This is a genomic window from Aquabacterium sp. (assembly GCF_034003525.1).
GTDB lineage: Bacteria > Pseudomonadota > Gammaproteobacteria > Burkholderiales > Burkholderiaceae_C > Aquabacterium.
Genome location: NZ_JAVEYN010000032.1, coordinates 1 through 26,563, shown reverse-complemented (window position 1 = coordinate 26,563; position 26,563 = coordinate 1). Strand labels below are relative to the sequence as shown.

Annotated in this window: 25 protein-coding genes and 5 tRNA genes; 21 read left to right on the top strand and 9 right to left on the bottom strand. The window is 66.1% G+C overall.

The features are described from left to right. Positions 1 to 48: 48 nt before the first annotated feature. The 4 genes from RBT42_RS14745 (at position 49) to RBT42_RS14730 (ending at position 583) form a co-directional block, all read left to right on the top strand. Positions 49 to 125, top strand: a tRNA-Asp gene (locus RBT42_RS14745). Positions 126 to 215: 90 nt separating this feature from the next. Next, positions 216 to 291: transfer RNA gene (locus tag RBT42_RS14740), tRNA-Ala, on the top strand. Positions 292 to 379: 88 nt separating this feature from the next. Continuing rightward, a tRNA-Glu gene (locus RBT42_RS14735) sits at positions 380 to 455 on the top strand. A 51-nt stretch (positions 456 to 506) separates the two neighbouring features. Beyond that, positions 507 to 583, top strand: a tRNA-Asp gene (locus tag RBT42_RS14730). A gap of 128 nt (positions 584 to 711) precedes the next feature. Here RBT42_RS14730 and RBT42_RS14725 read toward each other — a convergent pair. The 3 genes from RBT42_RS14725 to RBT42_RS14715 are packed head-to-tail and all read right to left on the bottom strand — an operon-like array spanning position 712 to position 2,359. After that, positions 712 to 1,212, bottom strand: a complete 501-nt coding sequence (locus tag RBT42_RS14725) for a MaoC family dehydratase (RefSeq protein WP_320366455.1) — start codon at positions 1,210 to 1,212, stop codon at positions 712 to 714. Then, entirely contained in the window at positions 1,209 to 1,442 is a 234-nt protein-coding gene (locus RBT42_RS14720; RefSeq protein WP_320366453.1) for a hypothetical protein, read from the bottom strand. Before RBT42_RS14720 ends, RBT42_RS14725 begins: the two co-directional genes overlap by 4 nt. Then, positions 1,439 to 2,359: a DMT family transporter gene (locus RBT42_RS14715; protein WP_320366451.1), complete on the bottom strand. Its 921-nt coding sequence runs from the start codon at positions 2,357 to 2,359 to the stop codon at positions 1,439 to 1,441. Before RBT42_RS14715 ends, RBT42_RS14720 begins: the two co-directional genes overlap by 4 nt. A gap of 157 nt (positions 2,360 to 2,516) precedes the next feature. Here RBT42_RS14715 and RBT42_RS14710 point away from each other — a divergent pair, with 157 nt between their 5' ends. Together RBT42_RS14710 and RBT42_RS14705 are read left to right on the top strand one after the other, a co-directional pair. Beyond that, a complete protein-coding gene (locus tag RBT42_RS14710; protein WP_320366449.1) occupies positions 2,517 to 3,905 on the top strand; it encodes a phosphomannomutase/phosphoglucomutase in 1,389 nt (462 codons plus the stop codon). 21 nt (positions 3,906 to 3,926) lie between these two features. Continuing rightward, entirely contained in the window at positions 3,927 to 5,279 is a 1,353-nt protein-coding gene (locus RBT42_RS14705; protein ID WP_320366447.1) for a 3-deoxy-D-manno-octulosonic acid transferase, read from the top strand. A gap of 60 nt (positions 5,280 to 5,339) precedes the next feature. Here the strand turns inward: RBT42_RS14705 and RBT42_RS14700 are convergent, their stop codons facing one another. From RBT42_RS14700 to RBT42_RS14680, 5 genes are all read right to left on the bottom strand, one after another. After that, positions 5,340 to 5,636: a GNAT family N-acetyltransferase gene (locus tag RBT42_RS14700; protein ID WP_320366445.1), complete on the bottom strand. Its 297-nt coding sequence runs from the start codon at positions 5,634 to 5,636 to the stop codon at positions 5,340 to 5,342. A gap of 42 nt (positions 5,637 to 5,678) precedes the next feature. After that, positions 5,679 to 6,248, bottom strand: a complete 570-nt coding sequence (locus RBT42_RS14695) for a chromate transporter (protein WP_320366443.1) — start codon at positions 6,246 to 6,248, stop codon at positions 5,679 to 5,681. Further along, positions 6,245 to 6,877: a chromate transporter gene (locus tag RBT42_RS14690; protein ID WP_320366441.1), complete on the bottom strand. Its 633-nt coding sequence runs from the start codon at positions 6,875 to 6,877 to the stop codon at positions 6,245 to 6,247. The genes RBT42_RS14695 and RBT42_RS14690 overlap by 4 nt, the downstream gene beginning before the upstream one ends. Next, positions 6,870 to 7,703: a thioesterase family protein gene (locus RBT42_RS14685; RefSeq protein ID WP_320366439.1), complete on the bottom strand. Its 834-nt coding sequence runs from the start codon at positions 7,701 to 7,703 to the stop codon at positions 6,870 to 6,872. Before RBT42_RS14685 ends, RBT42_RS14690 begins: the two co-directional genes overlap by 8 nt. A 62-nt stretch (positions 7,704 to 7,765) precedes the next feature. Further along, positions 7,766 to 10,249, bottom strand: a complete 2,484-nt coding sequence (locus RBT42_RS14680; RefSeq protein ID WP_320366437.1) for an EAL domain-containing protein — start codon at positions 10,247 to 10,249, stop codon at positions 7,766 to 7,768. A 412-nt stretch (positions 10,250 to 10,661) separates the two neighbouring features. On the opposite strand from RBT42_RS14680, the gene RBT42_RS14675 reads away from it, so the two are divergent. The 7 genes from RBT42_RS14675 to RBT42_RS14645 all read left to right on the top strand — a co-directional run bounded on the left by RBT42_RS14675 (position 10,662) and on the right by RBT42_RS14645 (position 19,146). Beyond that, positions 10,662 to 11,489, top strand: a complete 828-nt coding sequence (locus RBT42_RS14675) for an alpha/beta fold hydrolase (RefSeq protein WP_320366434.1) — start codon at positions 10,662 to 10,664, stop codon at positions 11,487 to 11,489. A gap of 85 nt (positions 11,490 to 11,574) precedes the next feature. Further along, positions 11,575 to 12,679, top strand: a protein-coding gene (prfB, locus tag RBT42_RS14670; RefSeq protein ID WP_320366433.1) for a peptide chain release factor 2 whose coding sequence is annotated in 2 segments (ribosomal slippage) — positions 11,575 to 11,655 and positions 11,657 to 12,679 — 1,104 coding nt in all. Because the reading frame shifts where the segments join, the coding sequence is not laid out codon by codon here. 10 nt (positions 12,680 to 12,689) lie between these two features. Beyond that, on the top strand, positions 12,690 to 15,362 hold the full coding sequence (gene pepN, locus RBT42_RS14665) for an aminopeptidase N (RefSeq protein ID WP_320366430.1): 2,673 nt from the start codon (positions 12,690 to 12,692) through the stop codon (positions 15,360 to 15,362). Positions 15,363 to 15,408: 46 nt separating this feature from the next. After that, positions 15,409 to 16,413, top strand: a complete 1,005-nt coding sequence (locus RBT42_RS14660; RefSeq protein ID WP_320366428.1) for a class 1 fructose-bisphosphatase — start codon at positions 15,409 to 15,411, stop codon at positions 16,411 to 16,413. A gap of 65 nt (positions 16,414 to 16,478) precedes the next feature. Further along, positions 16,479 to 17,864, top strand: coding sequence for a GGDEF domain-containing protein (locus tag RBT42_RS14655; protein WP_320366426.1), 1,386 nt, complete (start codon positions 16,479 to 16,481; stop codon positions 17,862 to 17,864). Between the two features lie 224 nt (positions 17,865 to 18,088). Continuing rightward, positions 18,089 to 18,164: transfer RNA gene (locus tag RBT42_RS14650), tRNA-Thr, on the top strand. Positions 18,165 to 18,336: 172 nt separating this feature from the next. After that, the gene (locus RBT42_RS14645; protein WP_320366425.1) at positions 18,337 to 19,146 is read left to right on the top strand and encodes a DNA methyltransferase; all 810 of its coding nucleotides are present in this window, start codon (positions 18,337 to 18,339) and stop codon (positions 19,144 to 19,146) included. On the opposite strand, the gene RBT42_RS14640 is transcribed toward RBT42_RS14645, so the two are convergent. Continuing rightward, entirely contained in the window at positions 19,133 to 19,924 is a 792-nt protein-coding gene (locus tag RBT42_RS14640; protein ID WP_320366423.1) for a hypothetical protein, read from the bottom strand. The genes RBT42_RS14645 and RBT42_RS14640 overlap by 14 nt on opposite strands. Before the next feature lie 439 nt (positions 19,925 to 20,363). Between RBT42_RS14640 and RBT42_RS14635 the strand changes: the two genes are divergently transcribed. From RBT42_RS14635 to RBT42_RS14600, 8 genes are all read left to right on the top strand, one after another. Continuing rightward, the gene (locus tag RBT42_RS14635) at positions 20,364 to 20,678 is read left to right on the top strand and encodes a helix-turn-helix transcriptional regulator (protein WP_320366421.1); all 315 of its coding nucleotides are present in this window, start codon (positions 20,364 to 20,366) and stop codon (positions 20,676 to 20,678) included. Positions 20,679 to 20,681: 3 nt separating this feature from the next. Then, positions 20,682 to 23,081, top strand: coding sequence for a bifunctional DNA primase/polymerase (locus RBT42_RS14630; RefSeq protein WP_320366419.1), 2,400 nt, complete (start codon positions 20,682 to 20,684; stop codon positions 23,079 to 23,081). Between the two features lie 589 nt (positions 23,082 to 23,670). Further along, positions 23,671 to 24,186 (top strand): hypothetical protein, encoded by a 516-nt coding sequence (locus RBT42_RS14625; protein WP_057386493.1) that lies wholly within the window; start codon positions 23,671 to 23,673, stop codon positions 24,184 to 24,186. Then, positions 24,176 to 24,424, top strand: a complete 249-nt coding sequence (locus RBT42_RS14620) for a hypothetical protein (protein WP_320366416.1) — start codon at positions 24,176 to 24,178, stop codon at positions 24,422 to 24,424. The genes RBT42_RS14625 and RBT42_RS14620 overlap by 11 nt, the downstream gene beginning before the upstream one ends. A gap of 88 nt (positions 24,425 to 24,512) precedes the next feature. Next, entirely contained in the window at positions 24,513 to 24,845 is a 333-nt protein-coding gene (locus RBT42_RS14615; protein WP_320366414.1) for a hypothetical protein, read from the top strand. A gap of 225 nt (positions 24,846 to 25,070) precedes the next feature. Continuing rightward, positions 25,071 to 25,787, top strand: coding sequence for a hypothetical protein (locus tag RBT42_RS14610; protein WP_320366412.1), 717 nt, complete (start codon positions 25,071 to 25,073; stop codon positions 25,785 to 25,787). After that, positions 25,780 to 26,040 (top strand): hypothetical protein, encoded by a 261-nt coding sequence (locus RBT42_RS14605; RefSeq protein ID WP_057386497.1) that lies wholly within the window; start codon positions 25,780 to 25,782, stop codon positions 26,038 to 26,040. The genes RBT42_RS14610 and RBT42_RS14605 overlap by 8 nt, the downstream gene beginning before the upstream one ends. A gap of 216 nt (positions 26,041 to 26,256) precedes the next feature. Further along, the coding region (locus RBT42_RS14600) for a hypothetical protein (RefSeq protein WP_320366410.1) at positions 26,257 to 26,563 on the top strand (307 nt) is incomplete at its 3' end.

Below are 26,563 nucleotides of genomic sequence, written 5' to 3'. Positions count from 1 at the left end.
TTTGACGGCGCTTGGTCTGCATCAGCAGGCAAAGACGTCAGCCACTGCGGAGTGGTAGTTCAGTTGGTTAGAATACCGGCCTGTCACGCCGGGGGTCGCGGGTTCGAGTCCCGTCCACTCCGCCAAAGTTTGGAAAGCGTTGCTGGTGACACAGCAGCGTGAGGTTGATGGATCAGTCTCGGTGCCAGTTTGGCGCCCCGATTGCGCAAGCATGAGGGGGTATAGCTCAGCTGGGAGAGCGCTTGCATGGCATGCAAGAGGTCAGCGGTTCGATCCCGCTTACCTCCACCATTCACCGCCGCGTGTGTCGCGTGCAGGTTACGGTGGCGACAAGCCGGTAGCGAGGCAGGTAGAATCAGCAACAATTCGTTTCGACGGAGTCCCCTTCGTCTAGAGGCCTAGGACACCACCCTTTCACGGTGACTACAGGGGTTCGAATCCCCTAGGGGACGCCAAGTTTTGACGGCGCTTGGTCTGCATCAGCAGGCAAAGACGTCAGCCACTGCGGAGTGGTAGTTCAGTTGGTTAGAATACCGGCCTGTCACGCCGGGGGTCGCGGGTTCGAGTCCCGTCCACTCCGCCAAAAAATGCAAAGCCCTGATGCGCAAGCGTCAGGGCTTTTTGCTTGGCGCGAGTCCTGGCCGGAGGTGGTGTACTCGGTGTGTGTGCCAGGAGCCTGCCAGGGCAGGCCAAGCAGGCCTGCCTGGGCGATCAGGCCAGTACTGCTGCGCCCGGCGTACGCCGGCCGAACATGGCCCAGCTCTCGATCGTCATCACGATCTCGTCGCGCTGGTTGAGGGCTTCCCAGCGCGTCTGCACCAGACCCACATGGGGCTTGCTCTTCATGGGGCGGCTGTCGAGCACGGTCATGCGGGCGCGCAGCGCGTCACCCACCAGCACCGGTTTGTGCCATTTCAGCGAATCGAGTCCGGGCGAGCCCAGGCTGCTGGAGTCGAGGATGAAGCCGTCGCACATCATGCGCATGACGATGCCGGCGGTGTGCCAGCCGCTGGCGGCCAGCCCCCCGAACAGCGAGGCCTTGCCCGCTTCCTCGTCGAGGTGGAAAGGCTGAGGGTCGAAGTCCCTGGCGAACTGGACGATCTCGTCGCGGCCCACTTCGCGCGGCCCGAAGGTCATGCTCAGGCCGGGAGTGAAATCTTCCCAGTACCAGCGAGGTGACGAGGTGCTTGTGCCGGTTTCGGCCTGACTCATGGCTTGTCCTTGTGACGTGGGTGAGGGGGTTGGAATTTGACTTCCGCGCGCAGGCTGCGATCGATGGCGCGGCGGGCTTCGACGCGCTCTTTCGCCTTCAGACTCTGCGGCGTTTGATGCGCGCCGGCCTTGCGTTGCAGGGCAGGGGCCACCAAAGGGTTGCGCGGCTTGAGAGCCGGCACGACCAAGGGCGGCTGTTGCGTGAGTTTTCTCTTGCGAACGGCGGTCATGGCGGTGGCGGCGAGGCGTGGACAGGCTGCAGGCTGCGCAGCGGCGCAGGTCGGTTGGCCAGCCAGGTGCCCAGGGCTATGACGACGGTGCTGAGCAGCATCCAGCTGGTGATGCGCTCATTCAAGAAGAGCGCGCCCCACAGCATGCCAAAAACCGGGATGAGGAAGGTGACGGTGAGGGCCTGATTGGGGCCAATGCGCCCGATCAGACGGAAGAACACGATCTGCGCCAGGCCCGTGCAGACAATGCCCAGGGCCAGCAGCGCCGCCCACACCGTCCCGGGGACTTCGTGCCAGTGCTGGGCGGTGTGCGGGGGCACCGGTTGCGGGCCCAGCCACAGGGCTGGGCCGATCATCACCAGTGCCGTCATGCACAGGGTGCCGGTGGCATTGCTCAGGGGGCTGAGGGCATGCAGATGACGGCGGGCCACATGCACCGACAGGGCGTAAGACAGCGTCGCGCACAGCATCAAGGCCACGGCCAGCAGGCTGCCGGCACTCGGCGGAATGGCGCCCTTGTCGGCGGTCAGCAGCACCACGCCCAGCAGGCCGAGGATCAGGCCCAGGCTGCGCATCAGGTGCATGCGCTCGCGCAACCACAGCCAGCCTACGAAAGCGCCCCACATGGGGGTGGTCGCGTTGAGGATGGACATCAGGCCCGCAGGCAGGTGGCGCGCCGCCACGCTCAGGCAGAGAAAAGGCAGGCCGAACGCCAGCAGGCCGCAGACCAGCAAGGGCCGGGCGTAGGTCAGCAATTGCGCACCGTCACGTTTGAACAGGACGATTGGCAGCAGCAAGAGCACGGCCGAGCTGACGCGGAACGCCGCCAGGGCCGCCGGGCCGACCACCGGCGCGGCGACATGCAGGAACAAGAAGGAGCCACCCCAGACGGCGGCCAGGGCCAGCATGGACAGCATGTCGCGAAATGTCATATGCCTGACATCGTAGCGGCAAGGCGGCCGCTGTGCAGGCGACCTTCACTTGCGGGCTTTGTGCAAGTTCTGGGACAGGGCGGGGAAAGTCGCTGGCCCAGTCCTTAAAATCGCAGCCTGTCATCACGAATGAAAGACTCTCATGCAAGTTGCCGCTTCCATTTTCAAGGCCTACGACATCCGGGGCATCGTCGGTCAGACCTTGAACGAGGCGATGGCCGAGCACCTGGGCCGGGCCTTCGGCACCGAGGCGCTGAAGCTGGGCGAGAAGGCTGTGGCGGTGGGCCGTGATGGTCGCGTGTCGGGACCGTCGCTCAGTGCGGCGCTGATCCAGGGCCTGCGCAGCACCGGCATCAATGTGATCGATCTGGGCGCGGTGACCACGCCCATGCTGTACTACGTGGCCGCTACGCGCGGTGAGCTGGGTTGCCACAGCGGCATCCAGGTGACGGGCAGCCACAACCCCAAGGACTACAACGGCTTCAAGATGGTGCTGGCCGGTCGCGCCATTTACGGTGACGACATTCAGGGGCTGCGCCAACGCATTGAAGCCGAAGACTATGCGCAGGGCCAAGGCGACCTGAGCGAGCTCAATGTGCTGGCCGAGTACACGCAACGCATCATCGGTGACTGCAAGCTGGCCCGTCCGATGAAGATCGTGGTGGACTCTGGCAATGGCATTCCCGGTGCCTCGGCACCCGGCATTCTGCGCGCGTTGGGCTGCGAGGTCATCGAACTGTATTCCGAGGTCGATGGCGACTTCCCCAACCACCACCCGGACCCGTCCAAGCCTGAAAACCTGCGTGACCTGATCGCCGCCGTGAAAGAGCATGGCGCCGAGTTGGGCCTGGCCTTTGACGGTGACGGTGACCGCCTGGGCGTGGTGACCCGGGAGGGCAACAACATCTTCCCCGATCGCCAGATCATGCTGTTTGCGCAGAACGTACTGACGCGCGTGCCGGGCGGGCAGATCATTTATGACGTGAAGTGCAGCCAGCAGCTGGCCGTGGCTGTGCGTGCGGCCGGCGGCGTGCCGGTGATGTACAAGACCGGCCACTCGCTGGTCAAGGCCAAGCTCAAGGAGACCGGCGCGCCGTTCGCCGGTGAGATGAGCGGACACATCTTTTTTGCCGAGCGCTGGTACGGCTTTGACGATGCAACCTACACGGCCGCGCGTCTGCTGGAAATTCTGAGCAAAGTGGCCGACCCGAGCGCCGTGCTCAATGCCCTGCCCACCAGCCACAGCACGCCCGAGTTGAACGTGGCCTGCGCCGAAGGCGAGCACCACGAGGTGATCGAGAAGCTGCGCCAGACCGCGCGTTTCGATGGCGCCGAGCTGACGACGATCGACGGCCTGCGTGCCGACTATCCCGATGGTTTCGGGCTGGTGCGCGCCTCCAACACGACGCCGGTGCTGGTGCTGCGTTTCGAAGGCCAGACCCCCGAGGCGCTGGCGCGTATCCAGGCGCACTTCATGGCGGCGCTGCTGGCCGTCAAGCCCGATGCGCACATTGGTGCCTCAGCGCACTGATGGCGAGACAGGCTGCCTGGTTTGAGTGATCCTGCGCCGAACGATGTTGCGCTGAAGCCCTGGCTGGCTCGGCAGGCTTACAGCCTGTTGTTGCGCCTGGGCATGCCTGCCTATCTGTGGCGGGTGTGGGCACGCGGGCGTGAAGAGCCCGCCTACCGCGCCGACTGGCCGTGGCGCCTGGGCTGGTATGGGTGCGCCTACCGCAAGGCGGTGGTCCGTCTCGAAGGGCATCCGGTGCTGTGGCTGCACGCGGTGTCGCTGGGTGAGGCCCGCGCGGCCGCTCCCTTGGTGCAGGCCTTGCGGGCGCAGCGCCCCGGCATGCGCCTGCTGCTGACGCACACGACGGCGACGGGCCGAGAGGCCGGCCGCGGCTTGTTGCAAGACGGTGACGTGCAGACCTGGCTGCCTTACGACACGCCCGGCGCCGTGCGGCGTTTCCTGCGCCTGCACCGTCCGCGTGTGGGGGTGCTGATGGAAACCGAGGTGTGGCCGAACCTGCAGCACGAGGCGCGCCGCGCTGGCGTGCCGATGGTGCTGGCCAACGCCCGTCTGAGCGAGAAAAGCCTGCGGCAGGGGCTGCGTGTGGGGGCGTTGATGCGCCCGGCGGCTCAGGCCATGAGTCTGTGTCTGGCGCAGACGCCCGACGATGCCGCGCGCCTGGTGCGCATGGGCGCGCCGCGGGTGCGCGTGGCCGGTAATGTGAAGTTCGACATGACGCCAGCGGCCACGATGCTGACGCAGGGGCAGGCTTGGCGGGTAGCCAGTGCGCGCCCGCTGGTGTTGGCAGCCAGCACGCGGGAGGGCGAAGAGCCGGGCTTGTTGGCCGCGTGGCGTGGGGCCTGGACCAGTCTGCCAGCCGATGAGCACCGTCCGCGCTTGTGGATCGTGCCGCGCCATCCGCAGCGTTTTGACGAAGTGGCGAACCTGGTGCGGGAGGCGGGTTTCAGTCTGTCACGCCGCAGTGTCTGGCCGCAGGGAACGCCGGATGCGGCCGCGCAGTTGGCCGATGTCTGGCTGGGGGATTCGATGGGCGAGATGCCGGCCTACTATGCGGCGGCGCGTGTGGCCCTGCTGGGCGGTAGTTTCGCGCCCTTGGGAGGCCAGAACCTCATCGAGGCGGCGGCCTGTGGCTGCCCGGTGGTGATGGGCCCGTCCACCTTCAATTTTGCCGAGGCGGCGGCCTTGAGCGAACAGGCCGGTGCCGCACTGCGGGTGGCCGACTGGGCCGAGGGCGTGACACAGGCGCTGCGCGTGTGCGAGCCGACCGTGCAAGGCCCGATGTCGTCTTGCGCGCTGACCTTTGCGCAAACCCACCGTGGGGCGGCGCAGGCCATGGCCGAGGCCATCTGGGCCACAGCCGGCGCCGACGACTGAGACCGAACGCGAGGTCTCCTTCAAGCCGCGCTCAGGCCTTGCCCAAGGCGATTCGCGCCTTCAAGGTGTGGTCGGCAGCAGGTCCTGCCATTCAGCGTGACGGCGGATGTAGACGGCCACATAACTGCACACCGGGTTGACTTGCAGTCCCTGGGCCCGTGCCCAGGTCAGGGCTGCTTCCACCAGTTGGGCCGCGATGCCGCGGCCTTCCAGCGCCTTGGGTATGCCGGTGTGGGTCAGGTGCATGACGCCGTGGCTCAGGTGGTAGTCGGCCTCGCAGCGCAAACCATCCACGATGGTCTCGAAGCGCCCGAGTTCGGGATGGTGGACGATGGTCAGGGGTGTTGAGGCAGTCATGGGGAAACGCTTCCTGAAAGATGAGCGGCTTAGCCGCGGCGGTCAGACCCAGCCCAGCGCCCCCAGCAGGGCGCCGGCAGCGATCAGCCAGATCAGCCGGATCTTGGTGCGCCACACCAGCACGGCCACAACGGCACTCAAGAGCAGGGCGCGTGGCTGGGTGGCCAGCGGCGGTGCCAGCACCCAGCCAGTGGCCAGCAGCAGGCCCACCGTCACCGGCATCATGCCAGCCTGAAAGGCCTGCACGCTCAACCAGTGTCGCCGGGTGGACACCCAGCGTGCCACCGCCAGGGCCAGCGTGGTGGACGGGATCATGATGCCCAGCATGCTGATGAGGGCGCCCCCGATGCCGCCGGCATACCAGCCAAACAGGCCCACAAACAGCACATTGGGGCCGGGTGCGGCCTGGGCCAGCGCGATGGCGGATGTGAAGTCCCCGTCGGTGAGCAAATGGTCCTCGACCACGAGGCGCCGGTGCATGTCGGACACCAGGGTGATGGCGCCACCGATCGACATCAGCGACAGAGCGATGAAGTGGCCAAACAGGCTCCACCACACCTCCGGGGCCCACATCAGTGGCGACATGACCAGTGGGGTGGCAGCCTGGCTCATGCGTCCTCCTGCGGCAGGGGCGCGGGGCGGCGGCGCAGGACGGCGTAGGTGAACACGCAGGCGGCCCCCCCCAGGCCGAGCAGCACCCAGACCAGGGGCCAGCGCAGCCAGATCATCATGGCCAGGGCCACCACGGCGAGCGCCAGGGCGGTGGGCCAGCCCAGCTCATGCTGGCGCATGGGGGCGGACAGCTTGAGCACAGTGCCCACGATCTGGCCCGCGGCCACGGCCGCGATGCCGCCGAGGGCGCCCTTGATCAGGCCCTGGAGTTCTTGCACCCGCGCTGCCTCGCCCAGCAGCCAGGCCAGGCCCAGCATCAGCAGCAAGGGGGCCGTGACCATGCCGGCCAAGGCCACCAGTGCACCGCGCCAGCCGAAAAAGCGGTCCCCGATCATCAGGGAGAGGTTGCAGACATTCGGTCCCGGCAGCACCTGGGCGGTGGACAGCAACTCGACAAACTCACGTGGGCTGAGCCACTGGTGTCGGTCACACAGTTCACGCTGGGCCACGGCCAGCACGCCGCCAAATCCCTGCAGGGCCAGCACCGAGAAGGCGAAGAAGAGCTCGGTGAGCGAGGCGGGCCGCGCGGTCGCCGATGCGACGGGCGCGGCCGGATTCATGTCAGGCATAGACGGCGACGACTTGATAGCCCAGCGCAGCCAGCTGGCCGCAAGGGGTCCACAAGGTGGTTTTCTCGTTCACAAAGCCGTCGCCCACCGCGAGGGCGTCCTTGTCCATGCGCCAGTGGCCGTCCAGCTGGCCAATCTGCACCGGGCGCAGCTCCAGCGCCCAGGACACCGAGGAGGCGGGCGCGTAGCCGCGCACCTGAGCCAGAGCCGGGGTGGGGCCGGCGTCGGTCAGCATCACTGCCTGCAGTTCGCTGTCGATGCCGGCGTGGTCGAGCAGGCGCACATAGGTGCGGCTGTGCCAGGAGTTGTCGCCGGAGAAGGGCACGCCGCCCTCGGCGTGGCGGAACTCGATGTGCCGGGTGAAAGGTGGGGTCATGCCCGGAATATAAGGCCAGGGGTAGGAGTGCTCGATGCTGTTGGCCACCGCCACCTGAGGAGGGCTCAGGGTGGGCAGGGTCGATTCACGTCCGACGCCGAAGGAGCCCAGCAGCACGCCGGCGATCTCTTCCTGGCCTTCTGCATTCGCCTGCAGGATCTGCGCCTGGACCTGGCGGATGTTCTTGCCTTGGCGCAGCAGCGTCACGTCGACCTGGACCAGACCCGGCGTGACCGGGCCGACGAAGTTGGTCTGCAGGGCGCGCAGGGGCCAGTCGCTGCCACAGACGTCGCGCATGGCCTGAACGGCCAGAACCGAAAGCAGCCCGCCGAACATGGTGCGTCCCTGTCGCCAGTCTTCGGTGACGTGAAAGCGGACCCGCTGCCCCTCTCGTTCGCGGTGGTCCAGCAACTGGGCCAGGGGGACGATCGGGGAGCTCGCTGCGTTCATGATGGGCACTTCCTGGAAAGCTGCTTGGGAAAAGCGGAAGCCCCTATTATCAAACGACCGTATCAGGTGGTGGGCGCAGCAGTGCCCCTCACTCGCAGGACGTCGGCGACCTGTTCGGGGGGGATGGGGCGGCTGTAGAGATAGCCCTGAGCGATGTCGCAGCCCAGGTTCGAGAGCAGCACGGCCTGCTCTGGATGCTCGACGCCTTCGGCGACCACGGCCATGTGCAGGCCATGCGCCATTGAGATCATCGTGCTCACGAGCTGGCAGTCGCTGACATTGCGCGGGGTGTCCTGGATGAAGCTGCGGTCGATCTTGAGCTGGTGCACCGGGAAGCGCTTGAGGTAGGCCAGGGACGAGTAGCCGGTGCCGAAGTCGTCGATCGACAGCGACACGCCCAGCTGGTAGAGCATCAGCAGGAACTGCTCGGCGCTGGTGCCGGACTCCATCAGGCCGCTCTCGGTGATCTCGATTTCCAGGTGCTCGGGCGGCAGGCCGGTGTCGCGCAGGATGCGCGAGAGGCGCTCGATGACGCCGCCGCGGCGCACCTCGCTGGGCGACAGGTTGACGGCGATGCGTCCGAAGTGCAGGCCGGCATCGAGCCAGGCCTTGCCCTGGCGGCAGGCTTCGTGCAGCACCCACTCGCCCAGTGCCACGATCATGCCGGTCTCTTCCATGACCGGGATGAATTCGCCCGGGCCGATGGAGGGGAGGGTGGCGTCGGTGCCTGTCGGGGTCTTGAGGCGCACCAGGGCTTCGAGGGCCACGACCTCACCGGTGGCGAGGTTCACCATGGGCTGGTAGTGCAGGGTGAAGTCGTCGTGCTCGACGGCGCGGCGCAGGCGTGTTTCCATCTGCAGCCGGCTGGTGGCCACGGCCGTGAAGGCCTCGGTGTAGAAGTTGAAGCTGTTGCGCCCGCGGCGTTTGGACTCGTACATGGCCGCATCGGCGTTGCGGATGAGCTCCGAGGCGTCCTGCCCATCTTGCGGGTAGAGGCTGATGCCGATGCTGGCGCGCACATACACCTGCTGGCCGCCTTCGAGCGTGAAGGGCTGGCCCAGGCTTTCGAGGATGGCGGCCGCCACCTGGCCAGCCTGCTGCGGGTGACGCAGGTGTTCGAGCACGAGGATGAACTCGTCGCCGCTCAGGCGGCCCAGCGTGTCTTCCTGGCGCACGCGATCGCGCAGGCGCTGGGCTACCTGCTTGAGCAGGCTGTCACCGGCCGCATGCCCCAGGCCGTCGTTGACGGTCTTGAAGTTGTCCAGGTCGATGAAGACGACGCCGACCAGGGTGTGGTGGCGCTGAGCCAGGCTGAGCGCGTGGCTCAGGCGCTGCTGGATCAGGACGCGGTTGGGCAGGTCGGTGAGCGGGTCGAAGTGGGCCATGCGCGCCAGGCGCTCTTCGGTTTCCTTCAGCGGTGTGATGTCGGTGAACATGGCCACGAAGTGGGCCGGGCGCCCTCGGGCGCTGCGCACGGCGCTCAGAGACATCTTGACCATGAACAGCTCGCCACTCTTGCGGCGGAACCAGACCTCGCCTTGCCAGGCACCCTGGCTCAGCAGGTAGCCGCGGATCTCGTTGACGATGTCCTCAGGCTGATCGGGGAAGAGGAAATCGGGTGCGCGCCCCACGGCTTCGTCTTCGGCATAGCCGGTCAAGGTGGTGAAGGCTGGGTTGATGGAGACCAGCACGCGGTTGCGGTTGAGCACCATCATCCCGTCGCGGGTGCTCTCCAGGGCGGCGGCGTGCAAGCGCACCCGCTCCTGGGTCAGGTTGTGCTGGGTGTCGCGGTGCAGGTTGGTGAGCGCGAACGACAGGTCGTCGGAGAGGTCCTGGAACAGGGCGAGCTCCTCGCTGTCCTGGTCCTTGACCCGGCGTCCGAGCAGCAGCAGGTGGCCCACCAGCTCCTGGTCGCGCAGCAGCGGCACAATGACGCAGCCGGGGGTGTTGGCCGCGATGGCCTGGCTCGCCCACAGGGGCAGGTCAGGGTGCTGGCTCAGGTCGGCCGTGCGAAAGCAGCGTCCCTCCAGCAGGCATTGCGACAGCTCGGCCACGGGGTCGGGGGTGACGCGGAAGCTCAGGGTGTCGGTGGGTGGCTGAGGGTCGCCAGCGGCGGCCTGGCAGTTCAGCTGAAGGGCGTCGTGCTCATCGAACAGCGCCACCCAGGCCTTGCGGAATTGCCCCTGCTCGATGGCGACGTCGCAAACGCGGCGCAGCAGGTCGTCTTCGCTGTCCGCGCGCACGATGGCCTGGTTGACGTGGCTGAGGAAGTCGTACATGCGCGACTTGTGGCGCAGTTGGTGCTCGCGGGCCTTGAGCGAGCCCGCGACGTCTTCGCGTTGGCGCTGGGTGCGGGCGATGAGCACCAAGAGCAAGATGGTGAGGCCCCCGACCAGGGCCATCATGAGCAGGTCGAGACGTTGCTGCTGGCCGATGGCGTCATGGAACTCGGCGGCCAGTTCTTGCGCCGGTCCTGACACATGTTGCGCGGCGAGGATCTGGGCACGCTGTTGCAGCTCGCGCCAGCCCAGGTGAGACCAAGCCATCAGGCCCAGGCTGAACGCCGCCAGCACCAGCACCGACCAGGCTATCGAACGAAAGTGACCCTGGACCAGAGACGGGCCAGGGGGAGAGGTCGGCTGGGGCCGGGGAGGGTTCGGTACCGCGCTCACAAAAAACAAAACCGACGGCTATGGGTCAAGGACAAGAAAAAACAGTGAGTCGGCACACACAGATCAGATCGGCGATGATGCGCACGTCAACGCCGGGGGCGTTCCTGGCGAGGGGTGTCGCCGCACCCTGTGCCACTCAGCCCGCGAGCGTATCGCGTCAACGAGGTCCCAATTGTCGTCTTTTGTACCGATTTACCCTGCCACGTCTTTGACCATACAGGCACGCGGCCTGCCGCAACACCTCCTCATCTGGGGGGATTTGGATCGCATCAGTGCGCAAGAACCCTTGCTTTTGCTGGTTCATGGCTGGATGGACGTGGCCGCCTCGTTCCAGTTCATGGTGGAGGCACTGCGCCAACAGCCCGGTTGGGCTGAGCGGCCAATTGCGGCGCTGGACTGGCGCGGTTTTGGGCAGACACCGGGGGGCACCGGGGTGGACTGTTATTACTTCCCGGATTATCTGGGCGATCTGGATGCGGTTGTCCATGCCCTGTCCCCCGATCACCCCATCGACCTGCTCGGGCACAGCATGGGTGGCAATGTGGTGACCATGTATGCGGGCGCGCGGCCGAGCAAGATCCGGCGTCTGGTCAATCTGGAAGGTTTTGGCATGCCCGCGACCTCGCCCGACGAGGCGCCCGACCGCTATACGCGCTGGCTCGATGAGTTGCGCACCCCCATGCAGTTGAAGGCGTACGACGGCCTGGAGGGCGTGGCGGGCCGCCTGCGCGCCAACAACCCGCGCATTCGCCCGGATCGGGCGCTGTGGCTGGCGCAGCATTGGGCGCGCGAGGAGGGCGGGCGCTGGGTGATCAATGCCGACCCGGCCCACAAGCGGGTCAATCCGCTGCTGTACCGGGTGGAGGAGGTGAAGGCGCTGTGGGCCCGCATCAGCTGTCCGGTGCTGGTCATCGAGGGCTTGCAGACCGAGTATTTCGCGCTGTTTGGCGGTCGCTACACGCGTGAGGAATTCCTGGCGCGGGCCGAGGTGATCGCCGATTGGCGCCTGGAAGGCCTGGACGACGCGGGGCACATGCTGCACCACGATCAGCCCGAAGCGCTGGCCATTCACCTGGCTGCGCACCTGGCGCGCCCGCAAAGCCCCGTCGCGTGAGAAAATAGAACCATCTGACAAGGCTCCAGCCATCGGCTGCAGGGCCTTTTTGCCATATTTCACCCCCAGATTTGCAGGATTTCACATGGACATCGAACTCATCAACGCCCTGGGCAGCCAGATCGCCGACCTGACTCAGCGCACCGCTGAGCTTCGGAGGTATCTTTGACTGGGATGAAAAATCCCGCCGCCTCGCTGAAGTCAACGCCGAACTCGAAGACCCCAATGTCTGGAACGACCCCAAGCGCGCGCAAGCCTTGGGCAAGGAAAAGCGCTCGCTCGAAGACGTGGTGCTCGTGATCGAGTCCTTGACGTCCAACCTCGCCGACAACGGCGAGCTGTTCGAGATGTCGAAGGACGAGGGCGATGAGGATGGTCTCAAGGCCATCCACGCCGACGTGCAGAACCTGCAGGCGCAGGTCGAGCAGCTTGAGTTCCGCCGTATGTTCAGCAACCCGGCCGACCCGAGCAACTGTTTCATCGACATCCAGGCGGGCGCCGGAGGCACCGAGGCCTGCGACTGGGCGTCCATGCTGCTGCGTCAGTACCTGCGCTACTGCGAGCGCAAGGGCTTCACGGCCGCGGTGGAAGACATCACCGATGGCGACACCGCCGGCATCAAGAGTGCCACGATCAAGGTCGAGGGCGACTACGCCTTTGGCTACCTGCGCACCGAGACCGGCGTGCACCGCCTGGTGCGCAAGTCGCCATTCGACTCGTCCGGTGGCCGCCACACCTCGTTTGCCTCCGTGTTCGTGTACCCGGAAATCGATGACTCGATCGAGATCGACATCAACCCGGCCGACGTGCGCACCGATACCTACCGTGCCTCGGGCGCGGGTGGTCAGCACATCAACAAGACCGACTCGGCCGTGCGCCTGACGCACATTCCGACCGGCATCGTAGTGCAGTGCCAGGACGGTCGCTCGCAGCACAGCAACCGCGATGTGGCCTGGAAACGCCTGCGCTCGCGCCTGTACGACCACGAGATGCGCAAGCGCCAGGAAGAGCAGCAGAAGCTGGAAGACACCAAGACCGACGTGGGTTGGGGTCATCAGATTCGCTCCTACGTGCTGGACAACAGCCGCATCAAGGACCTGCGCACCAACGTTGAAATCTCCGCCACCCAGAAGGTGCTGGACGGCGATCTCGACCCATTCATCGAAGCCAGCCTGAAACAGGGCCTCTAAAAGGATAGCCATGCGTGAAGGTACTGCTCCGCTGGTGCGCCGTGAAGACTACACGGCGCCCGCGTTCTGGATCAAGACGGTCGATCTGACCTTTGACCTGGATCCGGCCAAGACCCTGGTCATCAACAAGATGACCGTGGAACCCAACCCGGGCCAGCCGGGCGCCGCGCTGCGCCTGGACGGCGAAGACATCACCTTGACCCGCGTGCTGGTGGACGGCGAGCCCGTCACCTTCCGCACCGAAGACCAGCAGTTGGTGCTGGAGAACCTGCCGCAGCAGCCCTTCACGCTGGAGATCCGCAACACCTGCGCCCCCGAGAAGAACACGCAGCTGTCGGGCCTGTACACCAGCGGTGGCGGCTTCTTCACGCAATGCGAGGCCCTGGGCTTCCGTCGTATCACTTATTTCCTCGACCGTCCGGATGTGATGGCCACCTACCGGGTGACGCTGAAGGCCGACAAGCGCAAGTACCCCGTGCTGCTGTCCAACGGCAACCTGGTGGAAGAGGGCGACTTGGGCAACGGCCGCCACACGGCCGTGTGGGAAGACCCGCACCCGAAGCCCAGCTACCTGTTTGCCCTGGTGGCGGCCGACCTGGTGCGCCGCGAGCAGCGCATCATCACGCGCGAAGGCAAGGAGCACCTGCTGCAGATCTACGTGCGTGCCGGTGACCTGGACAAGACCGAGCATGCGATGAACTCGCTGATCGCGTCGATTGCCTGGGACGAGCACAAGTACGGCCTGAGCCTGGACCTGGAGCGTTTCATGATCGTCGCGGTGAGCGACTTCAACATGGGCGCGATGGAGAACAAGGGGTTGAACATTTTCAACACCAAGTTCGTGCTGGCCAACCCGAACACCGCCACCGACGTGGACTTTGCCAACGTGGAAAGCGTGGTCGCCCACGAGTACTTCCACAACTGGACCGGCAACCGCATCACCTGCCGCGACTGGTTCCAGCTCTCGCTCAAGGAAGGCCTGACGGTTTTCCGCGACCAGCAGTTCAGCCAGGACATGTCGGGCAGCCGCAGCGCCCGTGCCGTCAAGCGCATCGAAGACGTGCGCACGCTGCGCCAGCTGCAGTTCCCGGAAGACGCGGGCCCGATGGCCCACCCGGTGCGCCCTGATAGCTACCTGGCCATCGACAACTTCTACACGGCCACCGTGTATGAAAAGGGCGCCGAAGTGGTGCGCATGATGCACACCCTGGTGGGCGATGCCGGCTTCGTCAAGGGCATGGACCTGTACTTCTCGCGCCATGACGGCCACGCCGTGACCTGCGACGACTTCGCGCAGGCCATTGCCGATGCCAACCCGGACAGCGAGCTGGCCAAGCGGCTGGACTCCTTCAAGCGCTGGTACAGCCAGGCCGGCACGCCGCGTGTGCAAGCGCATGGCGTGTACGACGCCGAGAACCGCATCTACACCCTGACGCTGAGCCAGACCTGCATCCCGACAGCGGGCCAGCCCGACAAGGCGCCGGCCGTGATCCCTGTGGCCATGGGCCTGGTGGGCGTGGACGGCCGCCAGATCAACCTGCACATGGAAGGCAGCTTGGATCCGATCGGCCATGACACCGTGCTGGTGCTGTCCGAGCCGAGCCAGACCTTCACCTTCGTGCACGTGCCGGTGGAGCCGGTGCCCTCGCTGCTGCGCGGTTTCTCGGCCCCGGTGGTGCTGGAGACCGAGCTGAGCGACGACGCGCTCTTCGTGCTGCTCAGTCATGACCACGACCCGTTCAACCGTTGGGAAGCCGGCCAGAAGCTGGCGCTGCGCCGCATCTTGAGCGCGGTGCACGGCAATGGCCACATCGAGCTGGACGCGCGCTTCATCGACGCGATGCGCGGCGTGCTGCGTCACCCCGAGCTGGATGCGGCCTTCAAGGAGCTGGTGCTGACCCTGCCGAGCGAAGCCTATGTGGCCGAGCAAGTCGATGTGGTCGATCCGCAGCGCATCCACACGGCCCGCGAAGGCATCAAGCTGCAACTGGCGCATGCCTTGCACGCCGATTGGGACTGGGCCTACGAGGCCCACCACGACAGCGGCGCGTATTCGCCCGATGCGGTCAGCAGCGGACGCCGTGCGCTGGCCAACCTGGCGCTGGGCATGCTGGTGCTGGACGCCCAGGCGCGTCACAACCAGGTCTGGCCGGGCAAGGCCCTGCAGCGCTTCAAGGACGCGACCAACATGACCGATCGCCTGGGCGCACTGGCCGCGCTGGTCAATGCCCACAGCGAGCTGGCCACCGGCGCGCTGGAGCGCTTCCATGCCCAGTTCAAGAACGAGGCGCTGGTGATCGACAAGTGGTTCACCCTGCAGGTGACCGCGCCCGAGCACGAAGGCCAGGTGTTTGCACGCGCCAAGGCGCTGATGCAGCACCCCGATTTCACGCTGCGCACGCCCAACCGCGCCCGCAGCCTCTTGATGGCGCTTTGCCAGAGCAACCCGGCGGCTTTCCACCGTCAGGATGCCGCTGGCTATGTGTTCTGGGCCGATCGCGTCATCGAGGTGGACGCCATCAATCCGCAACTGGCCGCTCGACTGGCCCGTGCCATGGATCACTGGCGCCGCCTGGCCGAGCCCTACCGCACGGCGGCGGGCGAGGCGCTCAAGCGCGTGGCCGCCCGCCCCGAGCTGTCGGACGATGTGCGCGAGATCGTGACCCGCGCCCTGCAGGACTGAGCCGCCTGCGCCCGACCGAACCTTCTTTCTTTTTCATCTGATCATCATGACCAAACGCATCAGCCTCACGCAGTACCTGATCGAGCAACAGCGGGGCGAGGCCCAGATCCCGTCGCAGCTGCGCCTGCTCATCGAAGTCGTGGCCCGCGCCTGCAAACGCATCGCCATCAACGTCAGCAAGGGTGCCCTGGGCGAAGTCCTGGGCAGCGCCGGCAGCGAGAACGTGCAGGGCGAAGTCCAGAAGAAGCTCGACATCATCGCCAACGAGGTGCTGATCGAGGCCAACGAATGGGGCGGCCACCTGGCCGGCATGGCCTCGGAAGAGATGGACGACATGGTGTCGGTGCCCAACCGCTACCCGCAGGGCGAATACCTGCTGCTGTTCGATCCCCTGGACGGCTCGAGCAACATCGACATCAACGTGAGCATTGGCACCATCTTCTCGGTGCTCAAGCACCAGGGCGGTGAGGTCACCAACGACAGCTTCCTGCAACCGGGCACGGCCCAGGTCTGCGCAGGCTACTGCGTGTACGGCCCGCAAACCACGCTGGTGCTGACGGTGGGCAAGGGCGTGGTGATGTTCACGCTCGACCGCGAAATGGGCGCCTGGTGGATGACCGAGGAGAACATGCGCATTCCCGAGGACACCAAGGAGTTCTCGATCAACATGTCGAACATGCGTCACTGGGCCCCGCCGGTCAAGCGCTACATCGACGAGTGCCTGGCAGGCAAGGAAGGCCCGCGTGGCAAGGACTTCAACATGCGCTGGGTGGCCGCGATGGTGGCCGACGTGCACCGCATCCTGACGCGCGGCGGCATCTTCATGTACCCCTGGGACAAGCGTGAGCCGGGCAAGCCGGGCAAGCTGCGCCTGATGTACGAAGCCAACCCGATGAGTTTCCTGGTGGAGCAGGCCGGTGGTGTGGCCACCAATGGCCTGCAGCGCATCATGGAAATCAAGCCCACGCAACTGCACGAGCGCGTGTCGGTGATGTTGGGCTCGAAGAATGAGGTGGAGCGCGTCACGGCGTATCACCGCGAAGTGCAGTAAACCTCTTCACGCTGTCTGTACCGCACAAGGGGCCTTCAGGGCCCCTTGTGAGTTTGAGCCTTTCCATGACCTTTCAAGCTGACTCCGAACCCTACCTGCCCGAACAGATCTGGCGCGCGCTCCTGAGCACCGTGCGCCCAGAGTGCCGTCAATTGGTGAGCGAGGTGGCCGATCGCGATGCGGCCTTGCTGGCCACGATGTTCTACCGTGCCATGTCGGGTCACCCTCAGGCCGGGGCCTTTCTGGAGCACGGGGTCGTCCATGAGCGTCTGCACCCGTCGATGCAGCGATGGATTCGCGGGGTGTATGGCGGCAAGCTCGATGAGGTCGAGGCCATCGTGGCACAGCAACGCCATGTGGGCGAGGTGCACGCGCGCATCCACTTGCCGATCCACCTGGTGGCCCGGGGCGCACGCCATCTGAAGAACGCCTTCTTTGCCCAATTGGCGCTGGCCTGCCCGGACGACCAGGCGCTGTTGCGCGATGCGCAGCACCATGTCGGCCATGTGATGGACCTGGCCCTGGAGTTGATGTCGGAAGCATATCAGCGCAATACGCAGCGCAGTGCGCGCACCGACGAGGCCTACCGTCTGTTCTCTCTGGGGCAGAACATGTCCGTGGAGCGAGAGCGGCAGCGTTCGGTGCTGCTGGAGTGGGGCCAGGAGGTGCTGTTCGCGCTGCACCGCACGCCGGCCCCAACAGTCTTGCCGCCCCTGTCGAAATCGGAGTTCGGGCTGTGGTTCCACCACAAGGCCACGGCGATGTTCGAGGGCTCGGCGGAGATCGAGGTGATGGCTGGCATCATGGAGCGTATCGACGAGACCATGCTGCCGCAACTGTGTGCGCCGTCCGCGAAGCCCGACGGGCGCACCATGAGCTTGTTGATGGAACTGCAGGCCGAACTGGAGAACCTGAAGTTCCAGCTCAATCATTTGTTTGAGCGCCAGCTGGAGGTGGAGAACGGGCGAGACACGCTCACCCGCCTGCTCAACCGGCGCTTCCTGCCCTCGGTGCTCAGCCGCGAGATCAAGGTGGCCAGCGAGCGCCGCACGCAGTTCGCCGTGCTGCTGATCGACGTCGATCACTTCAAGCAGGTCAATGACGAGCATGGACACGAGGTGGGGGACCTGGTGCTGCAGCAGGCGGCGGTGCTGATTCTTGACTCCGTGCGCAACGGCGACTTTGTGTTCCGCTATGGCGGCGAGGAAATGCTGGTCATGCTGGTGGAGATTGACCAGCCCGTGGCCCTGCGCATTGCGGAGACCCTGCGCCAGCGCTTTGAGCAAGCCGAGTTCATGGTCGGGCAGGGGCGCACCTTGAAGGTGACGATCAGTGTTGGCGTGGCGATGTACGACGGCCACCCGGACTACCAGTATCTGATCAACCGTGGCGACCAGGCGATGTACCAAGCCAAGCAGACTGGGCGCAACCGGGTGTGTGTGGCGCCGTGACCGCGAGGGGCGTGATCGTGCGCTCAGGTTTGGGTGTGTAGAAAGACGATGCTATAATTTTTGGCTTGGAAGCCGGTGTAGCTCAGTCGGTAGAGCAGCTCATTCGTAATCGGGACGTGGTGTCTCGGTGACGGACGACAGAGCTAAGCGCGGCAAGGCTTTCGGGCCGCCAGCGACTCGGCGGCGAGGTAGTACAGACACGGTTTGAACAAGTTTCGGTTTTAGCCGGCATAGCTCAGTTGGTAGAGCAGCGCATTCGTAATGCGAAGGTCGGGGGTTCGACTCCTCTTGCCGGCACCACTTGAAGTGAGAAGGGCAACCCAAGTGGGTTGCCCTTTTTGCTTTGGATTGCCGACGGATGGGCCACAAGGGGAAATCTGCTTCAGTGCGGGTCCCCGTGTCGAGGAAACCATGTCAATATCAATTCGATGGGTTTGGCAGTCTCGCTGAGCCCTCTGCTTTGGGATAGATGATGTTGATAGAACAAACAGACCTCTTGGGAGAGGTCGAGCCTGCGAAGAAGCGCAAGCGCGTTGCCGGCGGTGAGGCAACAACTGACTTGGTCTTCTCGGCGTACGTGGCCGATAACGCGCCGGTGTTCCGGCAGATTCTCGACCTGCACATGCCCGACGGCGGCGTCATCGCGGACGTTACCTACGGCAAGGGCGCCTTCTGGACCGAGGTAGACCTGAGCCGCTACACGCTGCTCGCCTCGGACATCGCCGCCAAGCCGCAGCGCAAGGAGCTGTCGCAGATCGAGATTCGGGACGGCGTTGATTGCCGCGACCTGCCCTACGGCGACGCCTCGCTCGACGGCCTCGTGCTCGACCCTCCGTACATGGAGGGCTTCTACCGCGGTGACACGGACCACCTAGCAGGCGGTGGGACGCACGCGGCCTTCCGGCACCACTACTCCAACGGTCGCGCAATCGAGGCCCCTGAGGAGGGCGCCCCGAAGTGGCATGACGCGGTTGTCGATATGTACGTCCGCGCCGGCTGGGAGGCCGAGCGGGTATTGAAGAAGGACGGCATCTTCATCGTGAAGTGCCAAGACGAGGTCAGCGCCAACAAGCAGCGGCTTACCCACGTCGAGCTCATCACGGCATACGAGTCGATGGGCTTCTACACGAAGGACCTGTTCGTGGTCGTCCGCTCCAACAAGGCCGGAGTGAGCCGCCTCAAGAAGCAGGCCCACGCACGGAAGAACCACTCCTACTTCCTCGTCTTTCAGAAGCGGAAGGTCAAGCTCTCGTCGGTCGTCACCGCGCCTAAGCCTCGGTAGGCTCCGCGACCTTTCCCTTCGCTGCCTGCCTACGCTCAAGGAGCTTGTCCAGCAGTTCAAACGGGTCGCTAACAAACGGCGCGTTGAGCGGCAGCGTGACGGGGATCAGCGAGGCGATGAGCTGCTGGCGCACCTCCTCGGAGTAGTTCCCGTGCGTGCTACGAGGCAGGTCCTCGTTCAGCGCGAAGCCGAACTCCCACTCACCGCGGAACCCGAAGATGCCGGCCGCGACGATGTCGAACTCGCCCACCTTCAGCAGCGTAGTCTCGACCACCTCGCCGTTCGCAAGTGGTAGCTTGCGCCGGTCGCTCGCGTCGCACTGGAAGGCCCCGCGGTAGCGTGTCTCCTTCTTGAACTTCTCGGGCAGTGCGGTGTACCTCGCGTCGAGCACCCACTTGAAGATGGCGGCCCCCTTCCTCGGCTTGCCTGCCTTGGTCAGGCCGGGGGACGCCTTGCGGCCGACCTCCTTCTTCTCCATCAGCCGCATCCACTCACCGTCGGGCATGAGCACCTCGACCTGATTGGTCTGGAGCGACTTCACCTCGATGCGGAACTCCTCGCCCTTGTAGGTCACGACGAGGTCGCCCTTCTTCGTCCGATCGTGGTCGTCGTCCTTGCGGTGCGCCTCAGTCCGGTTATGACGGTCGAACAGCTCCTTGAGCTTCCGCTCCGCGATGTAACCCACGATCATTCCGCGCAGGCTCGGGTTCGTATTGACGAGGTCGGTCAGATACTCCGCAGATATTCCCCAAGTATCCAGTATTGTTTTTTCAGCCAAGCGCTGCTCCCCAACGGTAACTAAACGTTGGGATGATACTTGCCCCACCTGCATGGGTCTAGGAAAGACTCAGAGCGCTGTCGCGGCCACGGCGAAGCGCCTCTCCGGTCTCACCAGGCGGCCCGTGGCGAGCCCGGACGCCTCGGCCTAGGCGCAGAGCAGCGCGCGGCCGACCGGACGCGCCACGGACTCACCGGGAGCTGTGCCGAACGTTGGTATTTCTCGCTGAGCCCTTGTGGCATATTCGTTTCTGTCGGGCGACACCACCCGCCCGACGAAGTCCCGCGCCGCCCGCGGGCAAGGCCCTGCACGGGGCTTAGATCGTGCCGCCCGCCCCACCGACTGAGGGGACCTAACGGGCGCTTCTCCGTGACGCACATCGGGCAGTCATCCGCCGACCGGCAATCCCGCCGGCCGGGAGCCCGATGAGGTACGAGAGATGACGAACCCCACCCCACTTGAGCTGACGCTCGCCGAGCTGCGCGAGCTCCACGCGCTGCCCGACGAGGCGCTGCTCAACGTCCAGGAGGCAGCCGCCTTCCTGCGACTCAGCCCCAACGCCCTGAATTGGTATCGCTGCCAGCGCCGCGGCCCGACCTACCAGCGCATCGGCCCCAAGACTGTCCGCTACCGCGTCGGCGACCTGCGCGCCTACATGGTCGAGGTGCAGCCGCTGTCGCGCTCCTACGAGTCCCGCACCGCCCGCCGCAAGCTCGCCGAGATGGCGACCGAGCGCGCGAGCGCGGAGGGCTGACCGATGAGCGCACAAAAGAAAACGCCCACGGGGGACGAGTCCGTGGGCGCAAACGATCAACAAGCAGAGGAAGCGGGCATGACGACCCACGGGAAAGATCATGCCGCGACCAGGTCGGACGCAAAGCCATCGATTGACGCCGAGAGCCTGCTCCGCGCGGGCCTGACGCTGATCCCGCTGCACCGCTGGGATGCGAGGGACGCCAAGGGCCGCGCCCGCGGCAAGTCGCCGATCGACGGCGCGTGGCAGTCCCGCGACTACGACAGCCGCGAGGTGCTGGCCCAGGCCGAGCGCCGCGGCCTGAACGTCGGCGTGCGCCTGCCGCCGAGCTGGATGGTCCTCGACGTTGATCCCCGCAACTTCCCCGAGGGCCGCGACCCGCTGGCCGAGCTCGCCGCCGACGCGCGCCTCGACCTGGACGCCTGCCCTCGCGGGCACACCGGGTCGGGCGGGTACCACTACTGGTTCCGCAAGCCGGCGGACGTGCAGGTGCTCGACAGCCTGGAGGACTACCCCGGCGTGGAGTTCAAGAGCCACGGCCGGCAGGTCGTCGCGCCCGGCTCGATCCACCCGAACGGCAACGTCTACCGCTGGAATGACCTCGCGCCGTTCCCCGAGGAGGCACCGCAGGTGGCCGACACGCTGCTGCGCCTGATCCGTCGCCCGACCCGCGCGCACGGCGAGGCTGCGGGCCTCGGCGAGCTCACCCCCGAGATGCTGGCGGAGACCCTTGAGCAGCTCGACCCCGAGGACTTCAGGGAGCACGGCGACTGGCTCAACCTCATGATGGCCTGCCACCACGCGACCGACGGCGAGGGGCGCCAGGAGTTCATCGACTGGAGCACGCAGGACCCCGACTACCAGGACGACGCCTGGATCATCGGCAGGCGCTGGGACTCGCTGCACTCGACCGCCTCGCGCGGCGGGCGCCCGATCACCATCAAGTACCTGCACAAGGTCGTGCAGGCGGCCGGCGGCGAGGTGGCGCGCGCGGCGCCGGAGGACGACTTCGACGAGTGGGAGGACCCCGCCGAGCTCGGCCAGGGCGTGGACGACTCGACGCTGCGTCAGCCGCCGAAGCCGCAGGGTGTCGATGCGGTCATCGAGGAGATGAACGCGCGGCACTACGTCGTGATGGAGGGCGGCAAGTTCCGCATCGTCACCGAGGAGGCCGACCCGGTGCTCGACGGGCGCACGATCTACCAGCGCTCGACGAAGGAGGACTTCGAGAACCTCTACTGCAACCAGCTCGTCGAGAAGGGCGACAAGCTCGTCAGCAGGTCCAGCCTGTGGCTCAGGCACCCGCACCGCCGGCAGTACAAGGGCGTGGTGTTCGACCCCGAGCGGGACCACGAGGGATGGCTCAATCTGTGGAAGGGCTGGTCCGTCGAGCCGCGCAAGGGCGACTGGTCCCTGCTGCGCGAGCTCATCCGCGACGTGCTGACGGACGGCGACGCCGAGAGCTTCGAGTACGTCCTCAACTGGATCGCGCACATGGTCCAGCGCCCCGGCCGCCCCGCCGAGGTGGCGCTCGCCTTCCGCGGCGACAAGGGCACGGGCAAGGGGACGCTCGGCCGCGCCCTGGCCGAGCTCGCCGGGGCCAGCGGCCTGCACATCGCCAATCCGTCGCAGCTCGTGGGGCGCTTCAACTCCCACCTTCAGAACTGCATCCTCCTGTTCGCGGACGAGGCGTTCTGGGCTGGCGACAAGGCGGGCGAGTCGGTGCTCAAGGCGCTCGTGACCGAGCCGACGATCACCTACGAGGGCAAGGGCCGCGACGCGGTGTCTGGCAAGAACCTGATCCACATCGTCATGGCCTCCAACTCGGACTGGGTGGTCCCGGCGGGCCTCGGGGACGAGCGGCGCTTCGCGGTGTTCGAGGTCAACGGCAGCCGCCGCGGCGACAAGGCGTTCTTCGACGCGCTCAACGCGCAGCTCTACGGGGACGACCGCGCCGGCCTCGCCGCCTTCCTGCATGAGATGCTGACCCGGAACATCGAGGGATGGGCGCCGCGCGACAGCGTGCCGCAGACGCGGGCGCTTGAGGAGCAGAAGCTGCGCGGGCTGGACATCCAGCAGGAGTGGTGGCTCTCGCTCCTTCAGTCGGGTGACCGGCCCTACGACGGCACCGACCACAAGGGCGACTGGACCGAGCGCGAGGTAAGGGTGCTCTGCGAATCGGTGCACTCCTCATACCGCGACTACGCGAGGGCCAAGGGCCGCCAGTGGCTCGCGCCCGACCAGCTCGGCCGCGTGCTCAAGACCTACGGCGTGAGGCGCTGCCAGCTTGGCAGTGGCGAGCTCCGCGGGAAGATGGCCTACGTCCTGCCCGCCCTCGGCCAGGCGTTCGCGACCTTCTCCGAGCTCACGGGCATCCCCCTGAAGCGCCTGCAAGGTGACTGAGTAAGCGCCAGAGGCGTTTACGTAAGCTCCGAACGTAAACGCCTCGGCGCGACCAAAAAGGCATACGGATCAACGCCTTGCGTCGTCCGTAAGCACAGTAAGCGCGAAAACGCGCTGCGGATTCTTTCAGGAAAAAGCGCGCTGTGCCGAGCCCCGACCGAGCGCCACGGCATCAGACCGACAGAGAATTTCCTGGATTGATTCAAAGAGTATTTACAGCACTTACAGTATTTACGATCTAAATAAAGTATTGATTTATAAAGAAAAAAACGTAAACGCTTCTGTAAGCACTGCAAGCAGTAGGAGCCCTCCGGGACCGAATCCCCGTGAGGCCGCCTCAGCGAGACCAGACCGTGGCCGACCGTGGCGGGCGTGGCGACCGATGCGGGGAATGCGGCCGGCTCGGCGCCCGACCTGCTGCGCCGAGACCTTCGCGCGCGAGGCCAACGATCCGGGCCGCCTCACCCTCTGATCGTCGATTCGAGGGCCAAGACCCGCCAAGCCCTTGATGCGCTTGAAAGAACGATGGCGTGCCTGCGCGCATAAGCACGACACGATAACTCCGTAAGCCATTTTTCGGAGAACAGACGTGAGCCGCCCATCTATCCCCAACACCTTCACACCGGAGAGGAAGGCGATCTTCCTTGCGGTGCTGGAGGACACGGCGAGCCCCAAGGCGGCGGCAGCCGCTGCGGGGATCGTTCGCTCGACGGCCTTCTATCACAAGGCCAACGACCTGGAGTTCCGCACGCAGTGGGAGGCAGCGGTCGAGGTGGCGCTCGACAGCCTGCTCGAAGAGGCCTATCGGCGTGCTGCCGTCGGCGTCGATGAGCCTGTCATCCACCAGGGCCGCGTCTCGACCGTGGCCGACCCCGAGACCGGCGACGAGCGTCCGCTCACGGTGCGCAAGTACAGCGATCGGCTGATGGAGGTCCTGCTCAAGTGGCGCTACGGCGACCAGATGGCGGACCGCCTGCGGGTCAAGGTGGACTCCACGGGCCTCGACGCCGAGGCACTGCTGCGCATGTCGGCCGACGAGCGCAAGGCGCTGACGGGGCTGCTCTCCAAGTACCACGCGAACAAGGAGCAAGACGATGACGAGTGAGGAGCTGACCGTGGCCGAGGCCCTGCAACGTGCCGAGCAGATCGACCGCAACCTCGACGCATTCGACGAGACGGCGCCGCAGACGGTCGCCGCGATGGGTGGGCGCGATGCCCTGGCCCGTAGCTGCGAGATGACCTGCATCGGCCCGATCCCGCGCATCGACGCCGACGAGTGGCAGGCCATGTCGGACGAGTACGAGGCAGGTCGCCAGCATGGCAGCGTCAACCGCGGGCAGTAGCGGGCAGGCTGTCGCCATCGAGGTCGAGGGGGTGCGATACCCCAGCGCTCGGCAGGCGGCCTCTGCCCTCGGGCTGCCCGTCTCAACCGTGCAGCGCCGCGCCCACCTGGACCACTGGCCCACCTACCGCTGGCTCGGCGTGACGCCCGGCAAGCGGCATGTGAGGACGCCCGAGGACTGCGAGGTGGCGAAGGCGATCATCGAGCCGACACCCTGGGCCCACGACGGCGGCGCGCGACGCGCCAACGTTCTAGACCCCAACTTCGACCCGCCGCGCGTCATCAGGCGCGTGGGCTGGGTCAGGTGCATGCGGTGCCAGCGCTTCCACTTCAGCGGCGACGTGGTGGCGGTGAGACTCTGCTCGGTCTGCGGCGGCGCTGGCGGCTGGCCCGTGGGCGCGGACCCCGACGCGGACGCCTGACTCTCCATCGGTGGGCGAGACGCCCCCAAGCCCTTGACGCGCAAGCCACCGCGACGGCGGCAGCGAACGAGGGAACACGGTCGGAGAACGATGGCGTTCTCGGCCAGCGCACCACGACACATTGAAAGCATCCGGTCAGCGCATTGGCGCGCATGACCACCCCGCGGCTGGGGACGCGCTCGAAGGCGACCGGAGGACCATCAACCTCATAGGAGCCAACGAGCCATGAACCTGAACCAAGTCTCCCCGCTGCTCAGCCCGCAACAGATCGGCGAGCTTGCGTCCAACCTGGACGCCATCCACACCCGCGCCCTGAAGGCCATCGAGCGCCTGAACCAGGACGTCGCGGCGCGCAAGGCAGAGATTGCCAACCGCTGGAAGTCCGCCGGCATCGACGCCGGAGACAAGGCCCGCTTCGCGCAGAGCGAGACCGTGGCCGCTGTCCGCCAGATCAAGGACAACTCCGCCAAGGAGCTCGACAAGCTGCTGAAGGATGCGGGCGCTCCGCACGCCCAGCTCGTCTCGCAGCGCGAGTTCTACTCCAGCCCCGCCAAGGTGCTGGCCCGCGCCGCCCTCGGCGACCCCAAGCGCACCGAGTACCTGCACCAGCTCGCCTACGCCGGCCCCGCCGAGCTCGGGCACATGGCCCAGGTCGCCGTCGCCACGCAGAACATTCCCCTCGCTTCCGCGCTGCTGAGCCTCCTGGACCGGATGCCGTCGAAGGACCGCCCGGTCGGCCCTGCGGAGCTCGCCGCCGCGATGAAGCTGGACGACTACCTGAAGGTGCAGGAGTACATCAAGCTGGGCGACGCGCGCCTGCAAGGCATCCTCATCGCGATCCGCACCTGGAACCAGGGCAAGTCGAACCCGCTGAACACCGTGCAGCTCGCCCTGCGCGAGCAGGCCATCGACCGCAGCCTGATCGGTGGCGGCGATGAATAAGCAGCCCATCTATGAGGCACGCCACCCCGTGGCGGTCGCCCTCGGCGGCCTGGCGCGTGCGCTTCGCTCGGGCGCTGACCTCCTCGACGCGCTGGCCGAGCAAGCCGCCAGCGTCGGCGTGAAGCCGTACTCCGACGAGTTCGACGAGGCCGCCGCGCTCGCCGGCATGCCCTACAGCCGGGCGTGGGACGCCTACCTTGACCGCGACACCTGGGCGGAAGCGGAGCGCCAGCCCCTCGCCCACATGACCTGAGTTTGGTGCCAACGGCCGGGGTCGGAACAGAGGCCGAGGTTGCCCCGGCCGTGCTTCGGAGGGGATGCCCACAAGGCATCCCCTTCTTTTTTATGCGCTTACGGACCACGGCCCGCTGATGGACAGTCAGCGGGCCAATTTTCTTGAGGGGGCCCCGCTCCCGAATCCCCACGAACACGACCTAATGACCTCACACCCCAACCACAGGAGCGTGAGATGAACCTGCAAGAGATGAGCACCAAGGACCTGCTGGCCCTGCACAACCAGATCGCCGACAAGGCCGCTGGACCCAAGACATTCGGGACCCGAGGCAAGCTGCTCGACCGCATCGAGTCGGTCGCGGCAGCCAAGAGCATCGACCTCGCGTCGTTCGGGCAGCGCGCAGAGCCCGAGGTGACCGAGCCGCATGCACAGCCGCAGGCCGACGCCACCGAGACGACCGAGGCCCCGACAGAGACCGAGAAGAAGCCCAGCGGCAAGGGCATCGGCCGACTCGCCCGCGAGCTGTTGATGGACCCCGCGG

Bases quoted from the DNA above. Each gene is read 5' to 3' on its own strand.
- RBT42_RS14605 (WP_057386497.1), top strand. From the start codon at position 25,780: ATGAATAAGCAGCCCATCTATGAGGCACGCCACCCCGTGGCGGTCGCC.
- RBT42_RS14725 (WP_320366455.1), bottom strand. From the start codon at position 1,212: ATGAGTCAGGCCGAAACCGGCACAAGCACCTCGTCACCTCGCTGGTAC.
- RBT42_RS14620 (WP_320366416.1), top strand. From the start codon at position 24,176: ATGACGAGTGAGGAGCTGACCGTGGCCGAGGCCCTGCAACGTGCCGAG.
- RBT42_RS14680 (WP_320366437.1), bottom strand. From the start codon at position 10,249: ATGGCTTGGTCTCACCTGGGCTGGCGCGAGCTGCAACAGCGTGCCCAG.
- RBT42_RS14610 (WP_320366412.1), top strand. From the start codon at position 25,071: ATGAACCTGAACCAAGTCTCCCCGCTGCTCAGCCCGCAACAGATCGGC.
- RBT42_RS14715 (WP_320366451.1), bottom strand. From the start codon at position 2,359: ATGCTGTCCATGCTGGCCCTGGCCGCCGTCTGGGGTGGCTCCTTCTTG.
- RBT42_RS14655 (WP_320366426.1), top strand. From the start codon at position 16,479: ATGACCTTTCAAGCTGACTCCGAACCCTACCTGCCCGAACAGATCTGG.
- RBT42_RS14690 (WP_320366441.1), bottom strand. From the start codon at position 6,877: ATGCCTGACATGAATCCGGCCGCGCCCGTCGCATCGGCGACCGCGCGG.
- RBT42_RS14685 (WP_320366439.1), bottom strand. From the start codon at position 7,703: ATGAACGCAGCGAGCTCCCCGATCGTCCCCCTGGCCCAGTTGCTGGAC.
- RBT42_RS14710 (WP_320366449.1), top strand. From the start codon at position 2,517: ATGCAAGTTGCCGCTTCCATTTTCAAGGCCTACGACATCCGGGGCATC.
- pepN (WP_320366430.1), top strand. From the start codon at position 12,690: ATGCGTGAAGGTACTGCTCCGCTGGTGCGCCGTGAAGACTACACGGCG.
- RBT42_RS14695 (WP_320366443.1), bottom strand. From the start codon at position 6,248: ATGAGCCAGGCTGCCACCCCACTGGTCATGTCGCCACTGATGTGGGCC.
- RBT42_RS14700 (WP_320366445.1), bottom strand. From the start codon at position 5,636: ATGACTGCCTCAACACCCCTGACCATCGTCCACCATCCCGAACTCGGG.
- RBT42_RS14635 (WP_320366421.1), top strand. From the start codon at position 20,364: ATGACGAACCCCACCCCACTTGAGCTGACGCTCGCCGAGCTGCGCGAG.
- RBT42_RS14645 (WP_320366425.1), top strand. From the start codon at position 18,337: ATGTTGATAGAACAAACAGACCTCTTGGGAGAGGTCGAGCCTGCGAAG.
- RBT42_RS14660 (WP_320366428.1), top strand. From the start codon at position 15,409: ATGACCAAACGCATCAGCCTCACGCAGTACCTGATCGAGCAACAGCGG.
- RBT42_RS14630 (WP_320366419.1), top strand. From the start codon at position 20,682: ATGAGCGCACAAAAGAAAACGCCCACGGGGGACGAGTCCGTGGGCGCA.
- RBT42_RS14720 (WP_320366453.1), bottom strand. From the start codon at position 1,442: ATGACCGCCGTTCGCAAGAGAAAACTCACGCAACAGCCGCCCTTGGTC.